Genomic DNA, 24,281 nt, shown 5'->3' on the forward strand with positions numbered 1-24,281 from the left:
AGTTATATAGAAAACAAGAGCTATATAACGTTTTGTAATGTGTTGAAGAATTATTCCAGAGTAAGGTTTTGCTTAATCTCATCGTTAAGATACCCCTGATCAAAATCTGGTGTCATGAATTCGACGAAGGAGGAGTCTAGATAGCTGGTTTCTAGATAACTCGGCTCTAGATAATGGGAGTCTAAGTGATCAGCACTTACGTAGGTGGGAATCGCAGAAAACAAAACGATACTGATCGCTGCAGCGATATTAATGGCTTTGTTACGTTGAGAAGTAATTTTCATAGTAGTGCCCTCGAAAGGTGGGCAAATCCATCTGCCTATGAGAATTGAATCTGAGATATTTAGAAGTCGTAAGACAAACCAAGTGTGATGATGCTGTCGTTGTCGATCGGGCCCATCGATTGGCCGTTCAAGTAAAGGTCACCTTCGTTGGTGTTGAAATAGGTGTATTTCACGTAGGGTGTCCAGTCGTCGATGCTTTTAGAGAGAACGACTTCGTGCTCATTGGTACGGTAGTCGCCTTGATGAAAGATTACGTTGTCATCGTTGTGGGTAAACCCGCCATTGGATCCATCACTGTTTTCGTGAGTGTATTGATAAGCTAAATCCCAGCCTGCGAGTGAGTACCCCGCACCGGCGATGAACTTATTGGTGTTGATCGTGGTGTCGCTTACATTCTCGAGTACTTGCCCTGACTGGTTATATCCCAATCCACCGAATACATTGAAGTTGTCGTTCACTTGATAATCGATAATACCTTCGATTAATAACTCTTCACCGTTGTCCCATTTACTAAGTTCACCGTATAAGTTGAACGTGAAAGATTCGCTGATGTGAAAATCGTGCCCGTAACCCGCTGCCAACCAACCCTGGTCATCAAAACCTATATAGACTTGTCCATTTTCTGAGGTATCGATTAATGCGCCAGCTTCTGTGGTGTAGACACCGTTATCAGCAGCATTAGAGGCAACGTTTTGTTCGATGTAAACTTGAGTCGAAGTCGCAAACGCTGCGCTGCTGAGTAACGTAAGTGGTAGAGCAATAAGGTTAAGTTTTTTCATGGATTCTCCAGTGTCGTTCTATTGAATTAACTTGCTGGAGAGTATGTGATTAAACTGAATTTATATTAATAGGGTTAACTTTAGTTAAAACCTCAGTTTCATTTATGTTTCCTTAATGCTGATTTGATTGCTTCACGGGTTTTGATGTGCTGTTCGTCTTTAGCGTAGCGGCGGTGATAGAGCATTCGAAACGTGATCGGTCTTAATTTGATGGGGATAGGGTGAACGCGTAAGCCAAGCGCTGGTGCAAGCATTTCTGCAAAAGAGCGAGTAGAAGCGGCGATATAATCTGTCGTGCTTGCCAAAATCAGCATGCTTGAAATTGAGCTGGTTTCAATTCTGACTTTTCTCGGCTCGATATCGCTCTCTGATAAAAACTCGACCGTGTTCATGTTGGCGCGTTTGATCTTGAGCGCAATATGTTCCTCTTGGAAATACTCTTCTTTACTTAGTGTCTCACCAATTCGAGGGTGGTTGATTCGAGTCAGACACACGGGCTCCTCATCGACGATGGTTTCTTCAATCAATGAGTGTTTCTTACTCGAAAGTACATCAATGACGATATCTACTTTTTGTGCAGTAAGCGCATCAAACAGTTCTTCCTCTTCGAGTGGCGCTTCCGTAAAGCTTACGCCTTCAACCTGGCTAACGAAATGAAGCAAGCTCTCTGTGCAATAGACTTTAAGGTCATTCTTTTGCTGCTCAACCGTTCCAATGATGTTCAATGGGTCTTCTATCTTATTAGCGAGTGATACCGCTGCTCCAGTGGGCGCGATACCTCGTCCTTCTCTCACAAATAAAGCCTTGCCCACGACACCTTCGAGTCTCTTAATCGCCGCGCTTACCGCGGGTTGAGAAATATCGAGCTGCTCTGATGCCACGGTGATAGAGCTGTGTTTGTAAACGGCCAAAAATGTCGTCAGTAGATTAAGGTCCAAATTCAGTTCCCTCTATTCTTATTGCCACTCATCCAAATCATGGTGGAGTTATCATTAACTCATAAATGAAATGGAGGTTTTAAGTAAAGTTTACACTATATATCAAGGTTCTGTTTATTAATAAACTTGTTTGCATCGGAGTGAGGAAGGAACTTCATTCATTTACTAAATACTCAGACCGATAGGTGAAACTATGAGAACTTTCGCAAAATTATCAATCATCTCTACAGCAATGATCATCACGACAACCGCTTTTGCTGCTGACCCAATGATGCAATACAACACCAAGCAAACTAACTCTGATATTCAAAAACTCGAGAAATTTGAATATCACGAGGGTGAAACCCTTGAAGAGTATCTGAGCACTCAACCTAAGGGGAACTTGTATTCTTCAGAAGAAGAAGTGCTTTCTGTGTTAATGGGCGGTGTAAACAATGGTGACTATCGCAAAGAAACCAATTCAGGTTGGAAAGAAGGCCTGATGTTTGAGGGCATTGCACCTTATGGCGATCACATGGTGTCGGGCGCCAACTGGTTCCCACGCACTGAAGAAGTTCAACCGGATGAAATGCGTGTCACGTTCATGGGGACATCACCAATGATTCGCCCGGGGCAGGCAAACACCTCGATATACGTCGAATTGGGTAACGGCTCTAACTTTGTCTTTGATTTAGGTGAAGGATCAATTGCGAACTACGTAGCGGCGGGTGTCGCGATGAATGAACTCGACCATATCTTCATTACTCACTTACACGTAGACCATTACGGCTCGTTACCTTACCTGTATCAATTTGGTGGTTGGAATGGTCGCTGGGAAAAGCCGCTTAACATTTATGGTCCGAGTGGTGCGACTCCAGAATATGGCACTCGTCATATGATTGAAGGCATGCAGCAAATGTTGAACTGGCACACCGACGCATTTGATGTGTTCCCATCAGGCAACGACATAGTGGTACACGAGTTTGATTTCCGCGACGACGGAGGTGTTATCTATGACCAAGACAATGTGGAAGTGATTCACTGGCGACGCAGTCACGCAAAAGATGGCGCGTCTGGTTACCGCTTGAATTGGACTCAAGATGACGGTCGAGTGCTTTCGTTTGTTTGGACAGGAGACGGTCGCCCAACCGAGTTAGATTTGAAATACGCAAAAGGTGCAGACTTGTTCATTACTGAGCTGCAAACCGAAACGTTTGGTGTGTCTTCGATTATTCAAGGTGTGCCGCCATTCTTAGCACGTTACACCGTTGATACTCACCATACACCAGCGTACGCGGCGGGTTATGTGGCGAATGAAGTACAACCGCGCTTGTTCATGACAACGCACATGACATTCGACCCATATCTCAATGAGGAAACCGTTGCAGAGGTTCGCCACCATTGGCAAGGGCCTTACCACTTCGGTGCGCCAGATGGCATTGTCGTTAACATGACTAAAGATAATGCGTGGGTTCGTGAAGGTATTTTACCTGATTTCCCGAATGCGCGAGCGCCACAATTTGATATGGCCGATGGGTCTGATTTTAGAATTCCATTACCGAAAAACAGCCGTGAAGACATACAAGAACAAGAGATTCGTGATTTAGAGTTGGATCCAAAACTGTACTACCCAGAAGGCTACCACCCAGAGCTGTTAACTGAGTGGCCAGTCGACCGTGACATCGTGATCCCAGCTGAACAAGTACCAGAAGCAATGAAGCAAGGTATGAACACCAAGCAAGAATACATGGATAGAGTGCGTGCTCACCACAATCTTGAGCGCAAGTCGGTAAGTCGTCCAACTGAGCCTGGTGAAGGAGCAGGAACCGACAACAAATAGGGTATTTGTAGCGAGGGCTGATATTGCCCTCACATCCTAAAAAGTTAGGTAAATAAACCCATTCTCTTACTCAATCATAAAAACTATTGCTTACAACATCTTTGCTTAGAATATCTGGAGTTCATTATGAAAAAATCAATTTTAGCGGTCGTCATTCTATCTTTAGTGTCAGCGTCTGTTTTCGCTAACGGACAATCAAATGCTCACAACTATCAACCTGGTGCGACGAATAACTCAGAACGTTTAGCGGATATTGATCCTAACTACGAACTGACCTTACCTTCAGAAAAAGAAGGCTACACCATGTATGACAACCAATCCATGTCTGATGGCGGGACCTACACAACGTATGTCAAACCGAATCCTTCCGATGCAATGCATGTCGCCGATGAAGGCTCGCTAAAAATAACGCATGGAGAAGGTGGTGTCATTATGACGGAATACACCACAAAGAATGGGCAACACACGTTTTCAGTGATGTGCGGCTACACTTCGGGTCCATCATACTGGGCTGACGGAAAACCAGCGAAGGTATGTGAAGAGGCGCAAGCACTAGCGGTTGCATTGGAAGCAAAAGGTGAATGGGAGGTGAAGCCAATGACTTACACCATCGCACCAGCAAGAATCATAGTTGATAAGTGATTTTTGTCTATAGAACGCTCGTTATATCGAGCCTCGTTATCCAATCATATTGATTATTTGTAGTGAGACAGAGGGGTACTCAGGCTGAAATGGTCTTGAAGTTCCCCTTAACTTAGCTCATCTCACAAGAAGCTAAGTCAGCCAACTAATCAAATTTGTATTCGAAAATACAGAAGGTCTATCCCATGAAAAATACCATTAAGCTACTGGCTATCGCATGTGTTTTACTTACTCCAATGCTTGTCGCCGCTGCCGAACATAATCATAGTCACAATCATTTTAACCCTGAATTAGAGAAACTTGGCGACGATATTATTGGTCTAACCGTGTGTTACAAAAATGGTCATCTATCAGATGAGAATCAAGAGCCTGCGTTTATGAACCTTATCAACCACGCCAATGTAGAAGGTGAGGAGCTGGGGATGTTCTACATGGACAAATTGGGCCCTAAAGCCGAGCAAATCATGAGTGATGATGAGGCTCGACGTTTATGGACCGAAGAATATTGTGCTGATTTAACTGATACCTATTTGGACTCACACAAGTTAGCTCAAAGAGCAAATGAACATCAAAGTCATTCACACGGCCACGATCATGGACATAACCATAATCACGATCACCATGGACATGGCGATTTAACGCCAGAGGTACTTGAACAAGATATTGAGAGAGGGCGTTTACTCAGTATCAACTAAGCCCAATAAGATAAGTTCATCTAACCTATTGTTAAATATTCACTATTTGTTAGTGTGTTTAGGTGCACATTGAGGATGTGTTTCATATTTAGCGAAGAAATATTAGGAGTTGCGATGAGTATTATAGTGAGACGGTCTGAGCCGTCAGATGCGAAGGGAATAAAAGAAGTTTACGAATGCACTAATGCTTATACCGGTACGCTGCAACTCCCAAATCCATCTCTGGAAAGCTGGCAAAAACGAATCTCTAATATACCTGACAACGTGTACTCGTATGTCGCGATGATCGACGATGAGATTGTTGGCAACTTGGGAATGGAAGTGTGCGTGAATCCAAGAAGACGACATGTGGCTTCATTTGGTATGGGTGTTAAAGACGATGTGCTAGGCAAAGGTGTGGGTAGTCAGCTGCTCGCGACCGCGATCGACTTGTGTGATAACTGGATTAACATCAAGCGAATGGAGTTAACGGTATACACCGATAATGAAAGAGCGATCAGCCTGTATAAGAAGTTCGGTTTCGTGATTGAAGGAGAGTCCGCAGGGTTCGCTTTCAGAAATGGCGAATATGTGGCGGCTTATCATATGGCTCGACTGGTATAGCATTTAGCTACGATTAACACACAGCTACGATTAACACAGTTAGAATTAACTGACAGATAATAAAACGCCACGTTATTTAAACGTGGCGTTTGCTATTTTGGTGCGCTGGTGCTTTAAAGAGCTACAGCCATAACCTTAGTTCAGTCGTAAACTTAGTTAAGCCGTTAGTGGCTCAAGGTTCGCAGGACGGTAGTGTACAGATTTTAGTACTTTACCTTGGCGAACTGTCTTGCCTTCCGATACGAAATCTTCCGCACACTTAGCGATGATGTATTCGCCTTTTTGAACCGCCATCAGCTTGATGTTCTGCTCAGCATAGAAAGCTTCTGTTTCAGCATATTCAGTTTCGTTGCGACATACTTTGCTCATGTTGCTTGAGTGTACTTCGTCCCAGCAAGGTAAGAAGTCAATTGAGCGGTTTTTAGAAACATTCAACAGTAGGTCGATCAGGTAGCTGATTGCTAGGTTGTCTTCAACCTTAGCTTGGCCAAGGTGAACCAAACGTCCCATCAAAACATAAACGCTGTCTACAATAGCGTCCGCTTGTTCGATTTTAGAGTCAGCTTCTGCAAGTTCTGTTAGCTCTTCGATCGCTAGAGATGTATGTAGCGTATCGCCTTTTTCGTCCATTGTTTCAGGAGCAGCAACCGGCAGATCAAAAGTACTGCGGAACTCTTCAATGTCGCGGTAAAGGTGATCGTAGATTTCTTGGTTTAGTTGAGAAAGGTTCATATTCCTATCCATTCTGTTTCGTTAATGGACCATTTTAACAAAGGTAGGAATGGGGTGCTAACGCAAAGTGGAAGAACGCGACTTTTATTCATTGGACCAATGAGGTATTTTGCATACAAACTAATTGATTATTATGTTTTTTTACACTTTACTCTTCTTAATATACGAAATATTAATGTTGCCATTAATGTCAGCAGTAGTGGAATCCCATTTATGAACCAAGCCAGTGAAAGCGAAATTGTTATACGCCGCTTGTATCAAATCACCAATGATTATCGAAAGGGCTTCGATATTCAGATCGCTCAGCTGCTTATTATGGGGCTTGAACGCTTCAACCTTGATATTGGTATCTTATCGAAAGTCGATGGCAATACTTATGTTGTTGAACATTGTGTTACGCCTGAAGGGGTAGAACTCAATAGCGGTGACACTTTTGATTATCGTTCAACCTATTGCGAAATTACCTGTAAATCGATTGGTCCTATCTGTATTGAGCATTGTGGCAAACACGATAAGTATGCGAAGCATCCTGCTTACCAGTCTTTTGGCTTGGAGTCTTATATTGGGGTTCCCATTTTCGTTAATGATGAGCTTTATGGCACCTTAAACTTTTCAAGCCCAGCACCCTATCATCGTGAGTTCAAAGAGTTCGATGTCGACGTGATGAGACTAATGGCATCATGGATCGAAGTGGAGCTGGTTAGAAGGCAGCAAGAACGAAAACTCAAAGAGTTGAATGAGAAATTGGAGTATCAAGCTCTGTATGATCCTCTGACACACTTGCCAAATAGACGTTGCTTGTTTAAAACGTTGAATGCGGAAGTCGAGCAGTTAAAAGGCTCTTTAGGAAAGGGAACCTTGGCGGTTGTCGACATCGACTTCTTTAAACAGGTTAACGACATTTACGGTCACCAAATGGGCGATGTTGTATTAAAGAAAGTGGCGAGCGTGCTGAACAATAACACTCAAAAGGGTGAGTTTGTGGCGCGTTTTGGTGGTGAAGAGTTCATTCTTTGGTATCCAAATAAAACACCAAATTATGTTGAAGATAAGTTCATGACTCTTTTGCAAGAGATGAAGAAAATCACACTGGATCGAAAGCCTGTCACTATATCAATTGGTGCGTGTCATTTTGAGTTGAGTACAGGGGATACCAAAGGGGAAAGGATGTCGGCGTTAGATAAGCTCATCAAAGTTGCCGATGAGTGTCTGTACATTGCGAAACAAAATGGACGAGATCAGTTCATTTCTCGTCCATATCATCAAGAGCGCTCAGGAATATGAGCCATCATGTTAGCGATTAACTGAACTATTAGCTAAACAAGTAAGGGAACAGTTGACGGCGTTCTTCTGGCGTTAAAGACTCGACTCTCGCGATGTTGGTATCAGGAATCGCTTCAGGGTTAGGGTAGTGCTTCAACACTTTTTCCATACTCGCTTCACGAATCAAATGGTAAACCGGGTACGGAGAACGGTTCGTTAGGTTTTCATCGTCTTCTGGATCCGCACCACCAAAACAATAGTCTGGGTGGAAGGTTGCCACTTGGTAAACACCTTCCCAATCTTCTTGCTTGATCAACGCTTCAATCCAATCAATGAACATGTTGTAGTCGAAGAAATCTAGCAGCATGTTAGGTACAACCACCAAAGTCGTCTCCAATTCGGCGACTGGCGTGTTATCTAACTCTACGAAATGCGTCATGATGTCTTCCAACAACGCTTCTTCCGTATTCGCTTCACTCACAAAGATCTTAATCTGTTTATTACGTTGTGGCTTGGCTGCGAATGGGCACAGGTTTAGGCCAATAACGACATCGTCTAACCATTGTTTAACTTGGTCGTGGATGGTTTGAAGATCTGTGCTTTGAGTGTTCGACATAACAGGTTCCGAAATGAAATTTTGCGTAGGATATCAGAACGGACGTTAATCAAAAGCAATAATTGAGTTACAAACTCAGTCGTAGTTATGCTTGTGCGAGTTTGGACGCCGATACTTGTAGCTGTTTCAACTGGTAGACCCAAGCAAATATCGCAACATAGAAGATTGAACCACCTGCAATCACGCCATTCCAACCGAACAGTTGCCAGCAATATAAAAGCAAGAATCCACCTAAACTACCGCCAATATAATAGTGAACCAGATAGAGCGCGGTCGCTGTCGCCTTAGCGCTCGGTGCTTTTTGACTCACCCAAGAGTAGGCAAGAGTGTGGGCAAAGAACGCACCGCCACTAATCAATAACAAGCCAGCTAACATGAACGGGACTTTATCGACCGCAGAAACCAGCATTCCAATTAAGCTAATGCACACGCCCATCAAAATTCCGTTTAACGGTTCAAAGCGAAGTGTCCATTTGTTTGATAGCTTAGAGCTGACCGTACCGGCCAAGTAACATAGGAATATCAGCGAAGCTAAACCTACAGGCACTGAATGAGGCGCAGAGACTAGCCTAAAGCCCATTACAGAGTACAGGTTAACAAACAGCGCGAAGTTAGCACCACCAATCAACATGGCAAGCCACAAGGTACGGTTTCTTAAGTGCATTACAACGGAGCGGTTGTGATGAAAGAACAGCCCTTTTTGAGGTTTGAAGTTCTGTTGGTCAGGTAGGCGATAGGCAATAAAGAGTGCACCAAGCAATGAACCGACAACGAAAAACAGTACAGTTGCATGCCAATCGAAATAGTCTGTAATTAAGCCGCCTAATACACGTCCGAAGATTCCACCCAATGAGTTGGCCGCAATATAACCTCCAATCGCGACAGCAAAGGCTTTGGGTGTTAACTCCTCAACCATATAGGCAACCGCCACACCAGCAAACGCCGCCACAGCGATGCCCATAAATGCGCGGGCAATAACGAGTTGCAACAAGGTAGTCGTGAACACCATGCTTAACCCTATTAATGGGATAGCGAACAGACTGAACAGAATAATGGGTTTACGACCAAAGGTTTCAGAGGCAATTGCCCAAGGCACCAAGCTGATGGAAAGCCCAAGTGTTGTCGCGGCAAACAGCCAGTTGATTTGAGTTTCCGATACTTGGAAGTGCTCCGCCATGTGCGGCAAGATTGGCTGAAAGAGGTAAAGGTTACAGAAAATGATAAACGAGCCAATCGCCAATGATTGGGTGATGCGTTTGTATTGAGGACTGCCTTTATCAAACATTTACGTTGTGCCTGCACGAGTTAGTAAGCTATTTGTGAACAAGTTATCAGTACAAGTGTGATTAAAGAAATATATTAAAAATATCACCTCTATATATTTAATATATCGCCATGCTTGAATCAAAACCACTTCGACATTTTCTGGCTGTTGCGCAGTTTGGTAACTTCACTCAGGCCGCCAAAGCGCTGCATATCGCTCAGCCTGCATTGAGTATTTCTATTAAAAAACTAGAACAGACACTAGAGTTGATTCTATTTCGTCGAGGCGATAAATCCGTCACTTTAACGGAGGAGGGCAAAGTACTGTTTGAGCATGCAAAGCGAATCGCCCAGCAGTTTGATGATGCTCAGCTCGCGATGAATGAACTAAAGGGGCTAGAAAAAGGCGAGGTTCGATTAGGCGCTCCAAGTATGATGGGCAGTTACTTTTTCCCCCAAGTAGTGATGGCATTTAAAAGCCAATACCCAAACCTAAAGTTGACCTTGATTGATGCAGGCACCGCATCTATTCGTGAAATGCTGTTAAACGGCGAACTCGATATTGGCGTAATCAACCATGAAAACGTGCCTGATGATCTTGAAACTGACCACCTGTTAAGCTCAGAAATGTTAGCTGTAGTTGGCAAAGATCACCCACTGGCAACGCAACCATCCATCACCTTTGAAGAATTTTTTGCTCAAGAGCTGATCATGTTCAAATCGGGCTACTTCCACCGCGATTTTATCGATGCGACTTGTAAGAAGTACAATCTCGATATGACCATTGCGTTCGAAACCAATTTATTGCCAATGATTCTTTCTATCGTGAAGCGAGAGTTTGCCATCACCGCGTTGCTTAGCTTGGTGACGGAATATGAGAAAGACGTGATAGGCGTGCCATTTAAAGACCCTGTAAAACTGAATCTATCGTTGGCCTGGAGAAAGGAAGGGTATTTGTCGAAAGCTGACAGAACCTTTATTGATTTCGTTAAGCGGTATGTGTGATTTAGTAAGATTTAAATAAACAAAGCCCGAACATCCTAGATTGGATATTCGGGCTTTGTTGTATAGAAGTATGACTGGCTCAGAGCACGTTAGGTGTTCTTTGAGTTATACATCTTATCGAAGTTTTTCTGATTCCAGCCGACCATCACTTGATCGCCGATTTTAAGCACGGGGATAGAACGAGCACCCATTGCTTGCAATTCTTTACGGCCACGCTGCATCTTTGCATTCGTCAGGCGGTAAACAATTTTCTTAGAGTCTAAATACCTTTGGGCATCTTTACAGTGCGGGCATTTGTCTGCGACGTACAATACAACACGTTTCATTTTTTCATTCTCTTGGTGAATCTCGCTAAAGTGTAACGAATCCTAGGTGATTAGAAAAGTGTGATCAGTTACACTATGCGGCTCAATTTTCAAGACCACAACGTATTGTCGTGGTGTAACTTGTACGGTCTTTCAGCATGCATCCTTCTTTACGCTATATTCAAGGCTATCCTAAGCACATTCTTGATCCTGTTACTCAACTTGTAGAGTCGGGTAAATTGGTGCCTTGGTTTGAAGCTCGCTACCCAAAGAATCATGAAATAAAAAGCGAGAAAGCCCTGTTTGACTATGCGATTGAGATAAAAAATCGCTACATGAAAAAAACACCACCGATCAGCAAAGTGATTTACGACGGCAAGATACACCTAATCAATAATGCGTTAGGTCTGCATTCTTACGTTGCTAAGAATCACGGTGGAAAGATCAAATCAAAGAATGAAATTCGTATCGCCAGTGTTTTTAAAAATGCACCAGAACCTTTGCTAAGAATGCTGGTGGTACACGAACTGGCGCATATCAAAGAGAAAGAGCACGACAAAGCCTTTTACCAACTATGCTGTCTCATGGAACCGGAATATCATCAACTTGAGTTGGATGCCCGTTTATTCATGATGTATTTAGATTTAAAGAAGTAGCCCAATGAGCCAATCACAAAATAGAACGACGCTAAGCCTGTCGAAAAACAGCACTTCATCAGCAAAAACAAAAGACAACCAAGCTGATGTTAAGCCAAGTACAGCTAAGCCAAGCAGCGACAAGCGTATTTCTACAAAGAACACATCTGATAAAAGCCGCAAGAATAGTGCACCTAAAGGCGCGGGCAATAACAAAGCAAAGCGACCTTTTGCAAAAGATAGCAGAGGTAAACCGGGTGCCAATAAAGGATCATCGAATAAGGGTTCTTTCAATAAAACGGCTTTTAACAAGAACGCAGCTCAGAAAAGACGCTCGGCTGAAAAACCTCAAGGTGGATTACACCCAAGAAACCAGCACACTGGCCGCTATAACTTCGAGTTACTAGTTGCAGCCTTGCCTGAGCTAAAAGAGCATCTGATCAAGAATCCGGTTGGCGAAGACACCATTAATTTCTCTGATCCATTGGCCGTTAAGCTACTCAACAAAGCTTTGTTGGCGCATCACTATGGCGTTAAACATTGGGATATTCCTGCTGGTTACTTGTGCCCGCCAATTCCTGGTCGTGCAGACTACATTCACAGAGTGGCCGACATCCTTAATAGCGATGGCCAAGGTGAACCCTATAACCACGCGTCTGTGAAAGCATTAGATATTGGTGTCGGTGCAAACTGTATCTACCCAATCATTGGTGCGACAGAGTATAAGTGGCGTTGTACAGGGACAGATGTTGATTCAGTCTCCATCAAAACAGCGAACTTCATAGCGGAAAGCAACCCTAATCTAAAAGGTAAGATCCGCGCTCGCCTACAAGCTGACTCTGAATCTATCTTTAAGGGCGTGATTAAGGATAATGAACGTTACGATGTCACTATTTGTAACCCGCCATTCCACAGCTCTCTTGAAGAGGCTGAAAAGGGGTCACAACGTAAACTGGATAATCTAGCGGCGAACCGTGCTAAGAAAGCCGGTCAGTCATTCAAGCCTGAAACGAACAAGAAGCCAGTTAAGTTAGATAAATCAACTAAGCAAGCTAAACCAACCTTAAACTTTGGTGGTCAAAAAGCCGAGCTTTGGTGCCCAGGTGGTGAAGCCGCTTTCATTATGAAGATGGCGAGAGAGAGTCAACTTTTTGCTACTCAAGTTTTGTGGTTTACGACATTGATTTCTAAGAAAGATAACGTCGATATGGTTCGTTCAGAGCTTGGCAAGCTTAGAGCTAAACAAGTGAAAGTCGTCGAGATGTCACAAGGCCAGAAGGTAAGTCGCTTTATCGCATGGACCTTTATGGACGATGAGCAAAGACAAGAGTGGATCGCGCTAAAATAGCGGCTGCACTTAGTTAAGATATTAAGCTGAAATACGGACGGGCTTGTTGTTAACGCAACAAGCCCGTTTTTTTTTGTGTTTTGCATATAACCTAACCAGAAAGCAACTCATCTAACTTACTCTGATATTTCTGCTCTAGAGCTTTGTTACCTGCTTTGTTTTCGAGATCGACCAAGATTTTAAGCGATGGAATTTGATAGCCATAACGCTGGTGGAATTTGAATAAACGGATTCGAGCGTCATTGTAATCGGCGTCACTCACTTCAATTTTTGATAACTGTAGTATCGATTTTACGCGGTTTGGATCGTGGTCAATCGCTCTGCTGAAGTAGTACTTCGCTTGGTCGGTATTGCCAGCCTTAAATGCGCAAAACGCGGCGTTTTCATAACTTGCAGACACCAAGTAGTAGTAGGGTTGGTCGATGGCGCGATTGAAGTAATTATCGGCTTGTTCGTATTCGCCCTGTTTACACAAGAAGGTACCGTAGTTGTTCAATACATTGCCATTTCTTGAATCAAGACTGAGTGCTTTGCGGTAAGTGCTTCTCGCTTCATCTACTTCACCCACTTGTTCGTAGTAATGCGCCATTGAAAGCCGAGCACGGTAGTAGCTAGGTGCGTGTTTAATCGCGAGCTCAAGGTTTTCACGCGCTCTCACCATATTGCCTTGTCCCATATAGCCCAAACCTAATTCGATTCGAGATTCAGACATCGCGATAGGATCACTTTCAATCTTTGGCGGTCCTTCAGTGACAGAGACACAACCGGCCAAGGAAAGCGAGGCAAGTAGTACCACACTTGATAACGAAAGAGGGCGGGACAACGAAATCGGATTTGAAAATGATGGCTTGGCAGGCATGTGAAGCTCCTTATGAACACCAACCCATCATATGAAATCAAACCCATTGAAGTCGTAAATCTATCATGGAATGCGACCCACACACCATAAAAAAAACGCGTCCAATTCGTCGTTTTATCAACAACATACTGAACACGGTTTATGTGTTTGTGAATCGGAAGAAAGAACTTAATCGTCTTTGGTAAAGTTGTCTTCGCTGAAATGATCCAGATCGTAAGGCGTTTGTTGGTAAACGCAGTAGTTTAGCCAGTTTGAGAACAACAAGTGTCCGTGGCTGCGCCAGCTTGCAACCGGTTTGTTGTCTGGATTGTTATTCGGGTAGTAGTTGATTGGTATCACAGGCTCCATGCCTTCACCCAAATCACGAATGTACTCATTGTGAAGTGTGTGAGAGTCGTACTCAGGGTGACCCGTTACAAACACGTTTCGTTTATCTTTGGTCGCCGCTAGGTATACGCCCGCAACATCAGAAGTCGCAAGAACATCAAGGTCAGTATGTTCCGCTAAGTACTCTTGAGAGAAGTCCGCATAGCGAGAGTGCGGAGCCAAGAATGTATCGTCGAAGCCACGTAAAATAGGGTGGTATGGGTTATGTATCTCGTGGTTGTAAACACCAGACAGCTTCTCTTTACGAGTGCGTTTTGGCAAATCATAGAGTAATTTCAAACCAGCCTGAGCTGCCCAACACACGTATAGCGTTGAAGTAACGTGCTTGTTTGCCCATTCCATGATGGTTTTCAGATGGTCCCAGTAGATCACATCTTCAAATTGAACCAAGCCAAGCGGCGCACCAGTGATGATCAATCCATCAAAGTTTCTTTCTTTGACCATTTCAAATTGGCGGTAGAAGTTATCAAGGTGTTCAGTCGGTGTGTTTTTACTTGGTCGGTCATCAATGCGCAGCAGCTCTACATCCACTTGCAATGGGCTGTTCGATAGTAGGCGTAAAAATTGAGTTTCAGTTTCAATCTTCTTCGGCATTAGGTTGAGGATCAAGACTCGAAGTGGACGAATTTCCTGTGTCGATGCTCTTGATAACGGCATAACGAAGATGTTTTCTTCACGAAGAACATCGGATGCTGGCAATTGGTCTGGAATGCGAATAGGCACAGCTTTCTCCCTAAGCTAGATATGTAGACGTCTATACATCTAAATCTATAGTAGTTTGATACGCTTGTCGATATGCAAAATGGATAGATGTAAATTATTTGTGTTTTCTATCAGAAGCAATCCACGCGCTTCGAGGGGAGTCTCATTGTATTCAGTGATTGTCTGAGTCGTGTGTAAGTACTTGGTTTTCGTATGCTGAGCAGAGGCAGTTATCAGAGCAACTCGTTACTATTTACGATAAACTCATGTTTTCAAATTAGCCTGTACAGTGACAGATGAAGTTAATACTCATTCGAGGGTTGCCCGGTTCTGGCAAATCAACAAAAGCAAAAACCTACGATGCATTGCATGTCGAAGCGGATATGTATTACGTGAATGAGCAAGGTGAGTACCATTTTGACCCTAGGCAGCTGCAACAAGCTCATGGGTGGTGTAAGAACACGGCAGAAAATGGCTTGAAGCAAGGGTTGGATGTGGTTGTTTCGAATACCTTTATTAAGCATTGGGAAATGAAGGCTTACCGTCAACTTGCAAGAAAATACAAAGCTGACTTGATCATCGAAGTATGCCGAGAGCAATATGGCAGCATTCACGACATCGAACCGTCTGTGATTAAGCGCATGGCAAAAGATTGGCAAGAATAGCCTCGTGCTTATCCACTTTGGCTGAATGGCAAATAGAATTAAATTAATAGAATAACTCCAAGGTAAAGATTGAAATGGCAAAGCGCTCAGTTGTGGTCGACATGACTTCTTATGGTATCTATTCCACGTGGGATTCCAAATCTAAAGACCTTCCAAAAATCCAAGAGTTCACCACCACCGTTGATGCTGAAATCGACGTGGAATTTGGCTATATCTTGAATATCAAAAAAGCCAAAGGCGAAAAGATCCGCTACTGCATCTATCACCCGAATATCACCACAGACAAGGGCGAAGTGCTCGAACCGTTCGATGGTGAAGAGTATGTCGGCAACAATGACTGGGATTTCTACTTAGGTGACACTATCTGGGCACCTGTCTCGAACAAGTTAGGTAAATGGCGCATGACGGTTGAGCTAAAAGGCAACATTATTGCTGATAAGACATTCGACCTCGTAGCAAAAGACGAAGGCCAATTCTGGAAGCGTAGAGGGTTTTAGATTCGACCTTCTATGTTCACCTAAATAGCAAAAAGCCGAGCATCGTGTTGATGTCTCGGCTTTTTTCATTGTGCTAGATAGAAGTGACTACCCAACTAATGGATTCGATTATTGCGTTACGTAAGCCACAACAAACTCAGTGATTGCGACCATGTCTTTCACTGCAATGTACTCTTCAGTGGTGTGAACTTTCGCCATACCAGTAGAAAGGTTAACTGTTGTCAGGCCTTTTGCGTTGAAGTTGTTTGCATCGCTACCGCCGCCAGTGCGTTTAGTGTTCGCTGTGACGCCAAGCTTCTCAAACGCCGATTTGATAGAAAGAATGTGCGGATGATCGTCTGCAATAACGAATGCATCGTAAGCACGAGTTGATTCGATTTCTACTTCAGCGCCGAACTGCTTAGCACTTTCTTGGAATGTAGAGATCATATGTTCAACTTGAGCCGTTAGCTTTTCGCCGTTTAGAGAACGTGCTTCAGCCACGACTTTAAGCTCTGGCATTACGATGTTAGTTGCTTGACCACCTTCAACAATACCAACGTTTGCTGTCGTTTCTTCATCGATACGAAGTAGGTTCATCTTAGTGATAGCGTCTGCAGCAACTTGAATTGCGCTGATGCCTTCTTCTGGTGCTAAACCAGCGTGAGCAGGGCGACCTTTGATTTTAGCAACAATCTTCTGCTGGCCAGGCGCTGCGTTTACGATAGTGCCAATTGGACCGCCTGTATCAAGTACGATTGCGTGCTCAGATTGAATGTAAGACATATCGAAGTTCAAAGAGCCGAACAGACCGCCTTCTTCGAATACAGTAAATGCAATCTCGATAGTTTTGTGCTCTTGTCCTTCAGCTTTAATGCAACGAACCGCTTCCATGATAGCTGCGATACCAGACTTGTCGTCACCACCTAGAATTGTGTTGCCTTTTGAACGGATGATACCGTCTTCGATGATTGGCTCAATGCCGATGCCTGGCGTTACTGTGTCCATGTGGCAGCTGAACACTGTGCTACCTGGAAGAGTGCCATCTAGACGAGCGTAGATGTTGAAACCATTAGACACTTCTTCAGGAACCGCCAGTTTGTGAACTTCAAAACCTAGTTCACCGAGTTGCTCAGCCAAAGCTTCAGCAATCGCTTTTTCGTTACGAGATTCACTATCAATTTTCACTAGATCGCAGAAATGTTCTACAAGACGTTGTTCATTAATTTGGGTCATTGTTAATTCTCATTATGCTTCCGCTTGTTCAAAAAGAAGCCGCGGAGGTAGGAACAGGAAAATCACTATAACGCCAATGAGGCAGATGATTGTCTGAGTTAAATCAAGAAAGTTGCCTGATTATTCTAATTAATGAGAAAAACCCAATTCAGATCCACCAGTGCGCAGGATTTTAATCTGTATATCTGTCGGGTATAATGTTTGACCGCTCTTAAAAAACGTCAATAAAATTGGAATTCAATCAATAATGGCCCTGATAAATGAATAGAAACAATGTGTTAGGTTCATTCCTTTTCGTGGTGCTGATGAGTATTGTGCTGGGGCTGTATTTGCTCTATCCAACTTATGACGACGATTTAAAGCATATTCGCCCTGAAAACCCGAGTGTTTATAGTCCAGAGAAAGAGTTATCACTCTCTCAATATGGATCTGCGTTGATCGATATTCTCGATGTATCTCGTGGTGACCCTAATTTAGCTTCCCTACAACTTGAGGCTCTCCAAGCCAAGTTCCCAGACCAAGATAAAGCCATCTATCGTGCTTACGAATTGATGATTTTGTCGAACCTCGCGCAACATAAGTTGGATACCAAAGCGGTTTCCGAATACGTCAGGCAGATTAAAGCACTCGCACAACACGAACATATGGGTTGGTTAAAGGCCCAATCTCTCGTTGAATTAGCGATCGAATACATCAGTACGGGTGAGCTAGCGGAATCTGAAATCCAAATCAGAGCTGCGATAGATATCGCAGAATCGCTCCACTATGAAGAGTTGTTGATTAAGGCCTATAACACGGCTGGTGTCATCAACAACATCCGCAATGACTTTCCTGAAGCTCAATACTTTTTCCATAAAGGTTTAGACCTTGGTAAGAAGTACCCTCAACACATCTACAACAGCAAGTTAGTGTCAAACATGGCATTGCTTTATATCTATTTGGAAGACTGGCCTAAAGCGCTCAAGCTGATTAAAAGAGCCAAAAAACTCTATTACAAGAGTGGACTACTCGAAGCGTCTACCATTGGAGTGCTGCATGTGAATGAGTCTTTTGCTTATCTGCGCAGTGGTGATTTAGTCAAAGGCCGAGAAGCATATCAAAGTGCGGCTAAGCTAAATGGCGATAACGTGAGTGAACGATACAAAATCATCCTATTAAAAGCAGAGAGTGATGTGTTGTTGGCGGAAAAGAACTTTGAGTCAGCACGACAAGTCGCAAACTTGTGTCTTAGATACCCAGGCGTGGGCAAATACACACTTCAATTGGGGCAGTGTTACCTAAATAGAGCCTTAGCGAACATTGGTTTGAACCGAGATAATTTTGTTTTTGCTGATCTAAAGCGATCGTCTGCAATGTTCGATGTTGTGGGGACTCGCAGCTGGAAGGTCCTCGGCTTAAGAACACTTGCTGAATACTATGATTCAAGAGGCGACAGCGAGAACGCACTTCGCTACTTCAAGCTCTATTACAAGGGTAATAAAGCGCTGCTATTTGATAAGCGCCAGAGTGATATCTTTTTACTCGAGCAAGATTTCGCTACGGCATCATTAGCTCAAGAAAACGAACTGCTTAACGCAGAAAAAGAGTTGGGTGAGCTGACATTAGATAAGCAGCAATTACGGAATCGAATCGTCGTCGCTTTGGGTATCATGGTGATGATAAGCGCCACGTTACTATTGATAAGGTTACGCTCGATCCAGAAGACCAACAAAGAACTACTTAAGCAATCAACAAGATGCGAACTGACAGGCTTATACAATAGGCGTTACTTAGAGCAACGGTTAACTCAGCCGATGCCACATCATTTGTCGTCGTTTGGGTATACGCTCGCTATTCTAGATTTAGACCGCTTCAAACAAGTTAATGACACTTATGGCCATGATATTGGTGACCAAGTGCTGGTGGAAGTCGCTAAGCGTTTAGAGAAAATCTTATCAACAAACGATGTAGTGGCAAGATGGGGTGGGGAAGAGTTTGTTTTGTTGCTGTCTGGTTCCATTGATCCTGAGCAACAGTTGAACGTTATCCGTTTAGCTATTTCTGAAACACCCATTGATACGCACTCCGGCTCTTTAGACCTCACCACATCGATAGGAGCGTCGATTGGTATTGTTCATGAGCAACTCAATCAAGATACTTACAAGAAGTACCTCAAAGCCGCGGATGATGCACTATATCAAGCGAAAGAGTCGGGTAGGAATCAAGTCATCATTGCTGAAAGTTAATCGCTAATCTGGAAACAAAAAGCCATTCTGATCTTCGTGAGATAAGAATGGCTTCTGGAACACTCTGAGATCGCTAATATCAAAATTTGAGTGAGAAGTGGGGTTTACTTAGCGATATGTCGAGTTTATCTATATCAACATTTTCTAAATGAGTTACTTAGCGACACCTTGAAGCATTTCAACCAATTCGCCTTCTGTCGCTGGTTCGCTAGCGAGTTCAATCACAGCCGAAGCTCCTCCCTTTAACATGTAGGCTTGGGTTCCGCAGTGGTCATAGTGGAACCATTTACCATCTACACATACGTCGGTATAACATCTTGGGTCTTGTTTAAGTTCCATATCAATTTCCTTATTAACATTTGCCTAACGTTTTTCAGACTAGTTGATCACAAATCTAGGTAAATTGATCTAAATCAATCTAGAGTGTAATTGATGATTTAATTATCAAAATAAGAGAGGTGTGTCTAGCGAAGGAGCGACCTCTCGTTGGGCACTGCGCTCAAAGGTCGTGATTCTGGTTGGCAACTCTCGCTCTTTTGCTTGCCAGGTGATGCTTTTCTACATACGCTAGCTACTCTCTTAATCCCTATACAGACTTGATTGTGTTGGAAAATGACTAATATCTTTATCGTTGTAATTGTTCTGGTTGTGTTCTTTTACTTTATTCAAAAGTATGTGGTGAAACACGATGACACCAAAGACCACGCTTATCAGAAGAAAGGCGCGTTGATGTCGGCGCAACAGGCGACATTCTATAATGCGCTAAAATCAGCTGTGGGCAACCATGGGGAAGTGTTTGCTAAAGTCAGCATGTCGAACGTACTTGTTCCTGCTAAGACGAACAATAAGAAGAATTGGTTTATCGCCAACAACAAGATCTCACGTAGTTACTTCGACTTTGTTGTTTGCGACCCGCGAACGCTAGAGCCCCGCGTTATTATCGAACTTGATAACGGCAAAGAGCTCAATAAAGGGAAAGTCGATCGCGAAAAGCTACTAATTCACGTGTGTAAATCGGCAGGTTTACCTCTGATTGGTGCATCTATTAAACACAGCTACCAAGTGAGCCGTTTGAAGAGGTTACTGGCAGCACACATCGATTTAATCGAGCCATCAAAAGAAGTGCGATTTTGTAAGAAGTGTGGTAGCCCAATGATCATCAAACTGGCAAGCCAAGGCGATTACAAAGGCCGACGCTTCTTCACTTGTAGCCGCCAGCCAAACTGCACCTATACCGAAAACTACAACGTTGTATTCGATGTTGAAGAATAGTTGGTATCGATAGTAATGCATCCGGTTGGACTCCATTCAATCGCTTAGATACGAATAAGTTATACAAACTAAAAAGCCGAGCATTGATTATGCTCGGCTTTACTAATATTAAGTGGATTGGTTTAGACTAAAACGCGTAACGCATACCGAGCTGTAGCTCATCTTCGTCGTTATCGCCTTGCCCACCTTCGCCCTCGTCTAACATGTTAAACTTATAACTACCAAAGAAGGCCACATCGCCAATATAACGTGCGTATTCTAGACCGATAAAGTTAATGTCGTAATCTGCAATATCGTCAGCTTCAAAGTAGCTGTAGGTCAGGTTGACGGTGTTGGCACCAAACGAGTATCCCAAGTAAGCATCGGCAGAATCGTAGTCTGAATCTTTTACGCCTAGACCTGAAATACTACCAAATTGATAGAGTGCGGCGAACCAAACCCCCTGATCGTTGGTGTACTTAACCGCACCAATATAGGCATCAGAAGTTTCTGTATCTGTCCCAACGCCATAGGTTTCATCACTTGACGCATAACCGACGCCAATATCTAACCCAATCGAAGTGCTGCCGGCGACAACTGCACCGAAGCCGTCACTTTGTGCTGATTCACTATCTGAATTGAAATTGCCATCAATTTGAAAGGTGATGTTGTCGCTTGTCAGTTCATAACGTAAAACATTTTTTGCTCGATCAGCAGTCGACACCGTGTATTCATTGATATAGCCGCTGAAGGTTTCAGCCATATCCGTCCAATCGGTTAAGTAGGTAACGGCATTATTTTGGTGGCCATAATAGACGTTACCGTGATTGGTTTGAACACCCGTATATAAGAATCGAGTGTTAATGCCGATATCATCTGATGCGCCATCTTCAGACTCTGTTAGTTCGAATTCATATTTCCCAAAAAAGGAAACATCGTCCGACGCTTTTTGTGTGCCATCGACACTTAAGCGGACACGTGATCTATCACTATAGGTGCTACTATTACCAGCACTTTTATTCGCATCAGAGAAATTCCCTCGAACTTCTGCGCGGCCGCCGATATTGAATACTGTTTCATCTGTCTCATAAATGGTCGCTGCCGATACGGCAGATGTCGATAGTATGCTCACCACTGCAATGGCGATATGTGATTTTTTCATAATTTATTCCCTATTTTTCACACTTGTATTTATCGTAAACCATAAATTCACGTATAGCATTGAATTTAGATTATTGATTCCTACAGGTTATGAATATAGGCGCGCTTTACCATTATGCAAATTTCATTATGTATTACTGTGCTGTATGTATTCAAAATAGCTATGATGTGTGGGGTTGGGTTTTGAATTGCTTATAGATTGTTGCTCTTGAGGGAGATTAATTGTAGCTGATGTTTTTCGACTATAGAGTGCTATCGTATTTATGTATGTTGGTAATAACCCGGCCACTTTATATGAAAAATCCGAATTTAGTCATTGCGGCCTAGTAATTCGATGACGACGATTACAAAATCGTGGTGATTTTTATGAATGATGTATTTCAGTGAGTTACAAAGCCTCTGCGTGCCTTTCACTTATAATGATCAAAATACTACGGTAACCCAGTGGGCAAGCAAAATTTTTGACACTAAATATAGGCATTGATCTATACCTGCATGGTTACTGTAAAGGCCAAGAAAAACGGTATAGACAACAAAAATCCCAAATTGAACACATTAGGTTAGTTAATTGGTTGTCATCAAGGATTAGAATTTTTTCTAACTAAACTTTGTTTTTCAGCGGTTTGACGATAATCTGGGTGTAAAATCGACATGTTGTTATGTCTTTGATTGCAAAGTGAGCAAACGAATCGCAAGATGCCAGTTAATACTTGCACCATCTGTTTATCATGGATATCATCGTTGGCGTTCTAAGGGAATGCGTCCGTAGCTCAGTTGGTTAGAGTACCGCCTTGACATGGCGGGGGTCGGTGATTCGAGTTCACTCGGACGCACCATTCCTTCTTTAGTTTTTATTGCATAACTATTGAGTTTGTCACAATGGTAGTAATAAGAAATTAGAACATTGCCCGCTTAGCTCAGTTGGTTAGAGTACTTGCATGACATGCAAGGTGTCACTGGTTCGAGTCCAGTAGCGGGCACCACATTATACGGAAGAGCCCACCTAGTGTGGGCTTTTTTGTGTCTGTAATTCCTTGGTTTATCTCGTTCTTTATGAACAATCAAAAAAGTCCACTGAATGTGGGCTTTGATGTAGATCTTGTCGTCTTCTAAGCTAAGCTCGAATGATCATTTGCTCGCGCTCAGGACCTACCGATACCATCACGATTGGAACACCCATTAACTCTTCGATACGAGTAACGTAATCTTGTGCTGCTTGAGGAAGGCTCTCAAACGTGCGGCAACCCGTGATGTCTTCATCCCAGCCAGCCATATCTTCATATACGGGCTTTAGCTCAGCCGTTTGTGGCCAAATCGGGTTCTCTGTGTGCTCTCCTGAGTAAGCAGTACAGATCTTAAGCTCAGACAAACCAGACAGGCAATCAATCTTAGTCAGTGCGATTTCCGTTGCAGCTTGCAGGTCAACACCGTTGCGAGTTGCCACTGCATCAAAGTAACCCATATCACGTGGTCGACCCGTAGTTGCGCCGTATTCGTTAGAGCTTTCGCGGAAGCTGTCTTGTTCTTCCATTGCAGTTACTAGCGTGCCAGTACCAACAGACGAGCTGAATGATTTAGCAACAGCGATAACACGTTCAGGACGAAGTGCAGGTAAACCGCTACCAATGCCAGCATAAGCTGCGGTTACATTCGAAGATGTTGTCCAAGGGTATTCACCGTAGACAAGGTCGCGACCTGCGCCTAACTGAGCTTCAAACAGTAGGTTTGCGTCTTGTGATTGCAGCGCTTTAAGCGGCTCAGTTACGTTGCAGATGAACGGGCGCCACGCTTTAGTTACTTCAAGTAGCCATTCTGTCATTTCAGAAGCAGTCTGGGAGAAGTCACATTGAGGGTAGAGCGCTTTAAGCTGAGGCATCTTCCAATCAAGTAGGAATTGAATACGCTGCTCTAAAATTTCAGGTTGATTCAGCCAACCGACAAGAATGCCTTTCTTCATTACACGATCGCCGTACGCTGGTGCAATGCCTTGACGTGTAGAGCCGTAAGCGCCATCGCCCAAACGCTCTTCTTCAAGCGTATCTTCAAGAGCATGTAAAGGGAGACACAGTGTCGCACGATCTGAGATCGCCATTTTCACTTTGATGCCAGCCTCTTGAACTTCTGCAATCTCTTCAGTTAGCGCAGCAGGGCTGATCACCATGCCAGGGCCAAGAACCGCCGTACAATTAGGATTAAAAATACCACTAGGTAGTTGGTGCAGTTTGAATGTACCGAAGTCATTTACCACAGTATGACCTGCATTGTTTCCGCCTTGGAAACGAATGCTAGCAGAAGCTTGGTCTGCTAAAAAATCGACGATGCGGCCTTTGCCTTCATCACCCCAGTTTGCGCCCACAACAACGATAGATGGCATAATTTTTCTCCTAACTGA

General features: G+C 43.5%; 25 protein-coding genes and 2 tRNA genes. 14 read left to right on the plus strand and 13 right to left on the minus strand.

Going from position 1 to position 24,281, the window contains the following annotated elements; genetic code table 11:
- Positions 1-50 precede the first annotated feature (50 nt).
- The 3 genes from AB4482_RS17605 to AB4482_RS17615 all read right to left on the minus strand — a co-directional run bounded on the left by AB4482_RS17605 (position 51) and on the right by AB4482_RS17615 (position 2,001).
- Positions 51-284 carry a hypothetical protein gene (locus AB4482_RS17605; RefSeq protein WP_017068278.1) on the minus strand — a complete coding sequence of 78 codons (234 nt, stop codon included), beginning with the start codon at positions 282-284 and terminating at the stop codon, positions 51-53.
- 59 nt (positions 285-343) lie between these two features.
- Positions 344-1,063 (minus strand): hypothetical protein, encoded by a 720-nt coding sequence (locus AB4482_RS17610; protein ID WP_372181331.1) that lies wholly within the window; start codon positions 1,061-1,063, stop codon positions 344-346.
- A 98-nt stretch (positions 1,064-1,161) separates the two neighbouring features.
- Positions 1,162-2,001, minus strand: a complete 840-nt coding sequence (locus tag AB4482_RS17615) for a LysR family transcriptional regulator (RefSeq protein ID WP_017068280.1) — start codon at positions 1,999-2,001, stop codon at positions 1,162-1,164.
- 193 nt (positions 2,002-2,194) lie between these two features.
- Between AB4482_RS17615 and gntH the strand changes: the two genes are divergently transcribed.
- From gntH to AB4482_RS17635, 4 genes are all read left to right on the plus strand, one after another.
- The gene (gntH, locus tag AB4482_RS17620) at positions 2,195-3,820 is read left to right on the plus strand and encodes a guanitoxin biosynthesis MBL fold metallo-hydrolase GntH (RefSeq protein WP_017068281.1); all 1,626 of its coding nucleotides are present in this window, start codon (positions 2,195-2,197) and stop codon (positions 3,818-3,820) included.
- Positions 3,821-3,946: 126 nt separating this feature from the next.
- Positions 3,947-4,462 carry a hypothetical protein gene (locus AB4482_RS17625; protein WP_137001046.1) on the plus strand — a complete coding sequence of 172 codons (516 nt, stop codon included), beginning with the start codon at positions 3,947-3,949 and terminating at the stop codon, positions 4,460-4,462.
- 185 nt (positions 4,463-4,647) lie between these two features.
- Positions 4,648-5,157, plus strand: a complete 510-nt coding sequence (locus AB4482_RS17630; protein ID WP_372181333.1) for a hypothetical protein — start codon at positions 4,648-4,650, stop codon at positions 5,155-5,157.
- Positions 5,158-5,271: 114 nt separating this feature from the next.
- Positions 5,272-5,760: a GNAT family N-acetyltransferase gene (locus tag AB4482_RS17635; protein ID WP_048658534.1), complete on the plus strand. Its 489-nt coding sequence runs from the start codon at positions 5,272-5,274 to the stop codon at positions 5,758-5,760.
- Positions 5,761-5,916: 156 nt separating this feature from the next.
- On the opposite strand, the gene AB4482_RS17640 is transcribed toward AB4482_RS17635, so the two are convergent.
- On the minus strand, positions 5,917-6,492 hold the full coding sequence (locus tag AB4482_RS17640) for a nucleoside triphosphate pyrophosphohydrolase family protein (RefSeq protein ID WP_304564037.1): 576 nt from the start codon (positions 6,490-6,492) through the stop codon (positions 5,917-5,919).
- Positions 6,493-6,705: 213 nt separating this feature from the next.
- Here AB4482_RS17640 and AB4482_RS17645 point away from each other — a divergent pair, with 213 nt between their 5' ends.
- Positions 6,706-7,776, plus strand: a complete 1,071-nt coding sequence (locus AB4482_RS17645; protein ID WP_017070903.1) for a diguanylate cyclase domain-containing protein — start codon at positions 6,706-6,708, stop codon at positions 7,774-7,776.
- Positions 7,777-7,804: 28 nt separating this feature from the next.
- Here AB4482_RS17645 and AB4482_RS17650 read toward each other — a convergent pair whose 3' ends face one another.
- Both AB4482_RS17650 and AB4482_RS17655 read right to left on the minus strand, forming a co-directional pair.
- Positions 7,805-8,371, minus strand: a complete 567-nt coding sequence (locus tag AB4482_RS17650) for a DUF1415 domain-containing protein (protein WP_372181335.1) — start codon at positions 8,369-8,371, stop codon at positions 7,805-7,807.
- Positions 8,372-8,456: 85 nt separating this feature from the next.
- Positions 8,457-9,656, minus strand: coding sequence for an MFS transporter (locus AB4482_RS17655; protein ID WP_372181336.1), 1,200 nt, complete (start codon positions 9,654-9,656; stop codon positions 8,457-8,459).
- A gap of 110 nt (positions 9,657-9,766) precedes the next feature.
- Here AB4482_RS17655 and AB4482_RS17660 point away from each other — a divergent pair, with 110 nt between their 5' ends.
- A complete protein-coding gene (locus AB4482_RS17660; RefSeq protein ID WP_372181338.1) occupies positions 9,767-10,639 on the plus strand; it encodes a LysR family transcriptional regulator in 873 nt (290 codons plus the stop codon).
- Positions 10,640-10,728: 89 nt separating this feature from the next.
- Here the strand turns inward: AB4482_RS17660 and AB4482_RS17665 are convergent, their stop codons facing one another.
- The gene (locus tag AB4482_RS17665) at positions 10,729-10,965 is read right to left on the minus strand and encodes a glutaredoxin family protein (protein WP_016786183.1); all 237 of its coding nucleotides are present in this window, start codon (positions 10,963-10,965) and stop codon (positions 10,729-10,731) included.
- A 137-nt stretch (positions 10,966-11,102) separates the two neighbouring features.
- On the opposite strand from AB4482_RS17665, the gene AB4482_RS17670 reads away from it, so the two are divergent.
- Together AB4482_RS17670 and rlmF are read left to right on the plus strand one after the other, a co-directional pair.
- Positions 11,103-11,600, plus strand: a complete 498-nt coding sequence (locus tag AB4482_RS17670; protein ID WP_372181340.1) for a YgjP-like metallopeptidase domain-containing protein — start codon at positions 11,103-11,105, stop codon at positions 11,598-11,600.
- 4 nt (positions 11,601-11,604) lie between these two features.
- Positions 11,605-12,927 carry a 23S rRNA (adenine(1618)-N(6))-methyltransferase RlmF gene (gene rlmF / locus AB4482_RS17675; RefSeq protein ID WP_017066172.1) on the plus strand — a complete coding sequence of 441 codons (1,323 nt, stop codon included), beginning with the start codon at positions 11,605-11,607 and terminating at the stop codon, positions 12,925-12,927.
- Positions 12,928-13,018: 91 nt separating this feature from the next.
- Here rlmF and pilW read toward each other — a convergent pair whose 3' ends face one another.
- On the minus strand, positions 13,019-13,786 hold the full coding sequence (gene pilW / locus AB4482_RS17680) for a type IV pilus biogenesis/stability protein PilW (RefSeq protein WP_372181342.1): 768 nt from the start codon (positions 13,784-13,786) through the stop codon (positions 13,019-13,021).
- Positions 13,787-13,954: 168 nt separating this feature from the next.
- On the minus strand, positions 13,955-14,896 hold the full coding sequence (gene metA, locus AB4482_RS17685; protein ID WP_017066439.1) for a homoserine O-succinyltransferase: 942 nt from the start codon (positions 14,894-14,896) through the stop codon (positions 13,955-13,957).
- A gap of 275 nt (positions 14,897-15,171) precedes the next feature.
- On the opposite strand from metA, the gene AB4482_RS17690 reads away from it, so the two are divergent.
- Positions 15,172-15,540: an ATP-binding protein gene (locus AB4482_RS17690; protein ID WP_102320100.1), complete on the plus strand. Its 369-nt coding sequence runs from the start codon at positions 15,172-15,174 to the stop codon at positions 15,538-15,540.
- 74 nt (positions 15,541-15,614) lie between these two features.
- A complete protein-coding gene (locus AB4482_RS17695) occupies positions 15,615-16,037 on the plus strand; it encodes a DUF3859 domain-containing protein (RefSeq protein WP_019824122.1) in 423 nt (140 codons plus the stop codon).
- 108 nt (positions 16,038-16,145) lie between these two features.
- Here the strand turns inward: AB4482_RS17695 and AB4482_RS17700 are convergent, their stop codons facing one another.
- Entirely contained in the window at positions 16,146-17,252 is a 1,107-nt protein-coding gene (locus AB4482_RS17700) for a M20/M25/M40 family metallo-hydrolase (RefSeq protein ID WP_017059177.1), read from the minus strand.
- Between the two features lie 260 nt (positions 17,253-17,512).
- Between AB4482_RS17700 and AB4482_RS17705 the strand changes: the two genes are divergently transcribed.
- Positions 17,513-19,477: a diguanylate cyclase domain-containing protein gene (locus tag AB4482_RS17705; protein WP_372181343.1), complete on the plus strand. Its 1,965-nt coding sequence runs from the start codon at positions 17,513-17,515 to the stop codon at positions 19,475-19,477.
- A 153-nt stretch (positions 19,478-19,630) separates the two neighbouring features.
- Here AB4482_RS17705 and AB4482_RS17710 read toward each other — a convergent pair whose 3' ends face one another.
- A complete protein-coding gene (locus tag AB4482_RS17710) occupies positions 19,631-19,816 on the minus strand; it encodes a hypothetical protein (protein WP_017059179.1) in 186 nt (61 codons plus the stop codon).
- Positions 19,817-20,089: 273 nt separating this feature from the next.
- Here AB4482_RS17710 and AB4482_RS17715 point away from each other — a divergent pair, with 273 nt between their 5' ends.
- On the plus strand, positions 20,090-20,749 hold the full coding sequence (locus AB4482_RS17715) for a DUF2726 domain-containing protein (protein ID WP_017065541.1): 660 nt from the start codon (positions 20,090-20,092) through the stop codon (positions 20,747-20,749).
- Between the two features lie 127 nt (positions 20,750-20,876).
- On the opposite strand, the gene AB4482_RS17720 is transcribed toward AB4482_RS17715, so the two are convergent.
- Positions 20,877-21,890, minus strand: coding sequence for a porin (locus tag AB4482_RS17720; protein ID WP_136979967.1), 1,014 nt, complete (start codon positions 21,888-21,890; stop codon positions 20,877-20,879).
- Between the two features lie 758 nt (positions 21,891-22,648).
- On the opposite strand from AB4482_RS17720, the gene AB4482_RS17725 reads away from it, so the two are divergent.
- Both AB4482_RS17725 and AB4482_RS17730 read left to right on the plus strand, forming a co-directional pair.
- Positions 22,649-22,725: transfer RNA gene (locus tag AB4482_RS17725), tRNA-Val, on the plus strand.
- A gap of 70 nt (positions 22,726-22,795) precedes the next feature.
- Positions 22,796-22,872 (plus strand) — tRNA-Val (locus tag AB4482_RS17730).
- Positions 22,873-23,003: 131 nt separating this feature from the next.
- On the opposite strand, the gene AB4482_RS17735 is transcribed toward AB4482_RS17730, so the two are convergent.
- Positions 23,004-24,263, minus strand: a complete 1,260-nt coding sequence (locus tag AB4482_RS17735; RefSeq protein WP_017059182.1) for an adenylosuccinate synthase — start codon at positions 24,261-24,263, stop codon at positions 23,004-23,006.
- Between the last annotated feature and the right edge of the window lie 18 nt (positions 24,264-24,281).

The organism is Vibrio sp. 10N.222.55.C7 (assembly GCF_041473335.1).
Classification (GTDB): domain Bacteria; phylum Pseudomonadota; class Gammaproteobacteria; order Enterobacterales; family Vibrionaceae; genus Vibrio; species Vibrio crassostreae_C.

Coding starts and splice junctions, on each gene's coding strand:
- gntH (WP_017068281.1), top strand. CDS start 2,195: ATGAGAACTTTCGCAAAATTATCAATCATCTCTACAGCAATGATCATC.
- AB4482_RS17695 (WP_019824122.1), top strand. CDS start 15,615: ATGGCAAAGCGCTCAGTTGTGGTCGACATGACTTCTTATGGTATCTAT.
- AB4482_RS17605 (WP_017068278.1), bottom strand. CDS start 284: ATGAAAATTACTTCTCAACGTAACAAAGCCATTAATATCGCTGCAGCG.
- AB4482_RS17660 (WP_372181338.1), top strand. CDS start 9,767: ATGCTTGAATCAAAACCACTTCGACATTTTCTGGCTGTTGCGCAGTTT.
- AB4482_RS17630 (WP_372181333.1), top strand. CDS start 4,648: ATGAAAAATACCATTAAGCTACTGGCTATCGCATGTGTTTTACTTACT.
- AB4482_RS17610 (WP_372181331.1), bottom strand. CDS start 1,063: ATGAAAAAACTTAACCTTATTGCTCTACCACTTACGTTACTCAGCAGC.
- AB4482_RS17710 (WP_017059179.1), bottom strand. CDS start 19,816: ATGGAACTTAAACAAGACCCAAGATGTTATACCGACGTATGTGTAGAT.
- AB4482_RS17720 (WP_136979967.1), bottom strand. CDS start 21,890: ATGAAAAAATCACATATCGCCATTGCAGTGGTGAGCATACTATCGACA.
- AB4482_RS17735 (WP_017059182.1), bottom strand. CDS start 24,263: ATGCCATCTATCGTTGTTGTGGGCGCAAACTGGGGTGATGAAGGCAAA.
- AB4482_RS17625 (WP_137001046.1), top strand. CDS start 3,947: ATGAAAAAATCAATTTTAGCGGTCGTCATTCTATCTTTAGTGTCAGCG.
- AB4482_RS17635 (WP_048658534.1), top strand. CDS start 5,272: ATGAGTATTATAGTGAGACGGTCTGAGCCGTCAGATGCGAAGGGAATA.
- AB4482_RS17650 (WP_372181335.1), bottom strand. CDS start 8,371: ATGTCGAACACTCAAAGCACAGATCTTCAAACCATCCACGACCAAGTT.
- AB4482_RS17670 (WP_372181340.1), top strand. CDS start 11,103: ATGCATCCTTCTTTACGCTATATTCAAGGCTATCCTAAGCACATTCTT.
- AB4482_RS17665 (WP_016786183.1), bottom strand. CDS start 10,965: ATGAAACGTGTTGTATTGTACGTCGCAGACAAATGCCCGCACTGTAAA.
- pilW (WP_372181342.1), bottom strand. CDS start 13,786: ATGCCTGCCAAGCCATCATTTTCAAATCCGATTTCGTTGTCCCGCCCT.
- AB4482_RS17655 (WP_372181336.1), bottom strand. CDS start 9,656: ATGTTTGATAAAGGCAGTCCTCAATACAAACGCATCACCCAATCATTG.
- AB4482_RS17640 (WP_304564037.1), bottom strand. CDS start 6,492: ATGAACCTTTCTCAACTAAACCAAGAAATCTACGATCACCTTTACCGC.
- AB4482_RS17715 (WP_017065541.1), top strand. CDS start 20,090: ATGACTAATATCTTTATCGTTGTAATTGTTCTGGTTGTGTTCTTTTAC.
- AB4482_RS17645 (WP_017070903.1), top strand. CDS start 6,706: ATGAACCAAGCCAGTGAAAGCGAAATTGTTATACGCCGCTTGTATCAA.
- AB4482_RS17700 (WP_017059177.1), bottom strand. CDS start 17,252: ATGACCCAAATTAATGAACAACGTCTTGTAGAACATTTCTGCGATCTA.
- AB4482_RS17705 (WP_372181343.1), top strand. CDS start 17,513: ATGAATAGAAACAATGTGTTAGGTTCATTCCTTTTCGTGGTGCTGATG.
- rlmF (WP_017066172.1), top strand. CDS start 11,605: ATGAGCCAATCACAAAATAGAACGACGCTAAGCCTGTCGAAAAACAGC.
- AB4482_RS17690 (WP_102320100.1), top strand. CDS start 15,172: ATGAAGTTAATACTCATTCGAGGGTTGCCCGGTTCTGGCAAATCAACA.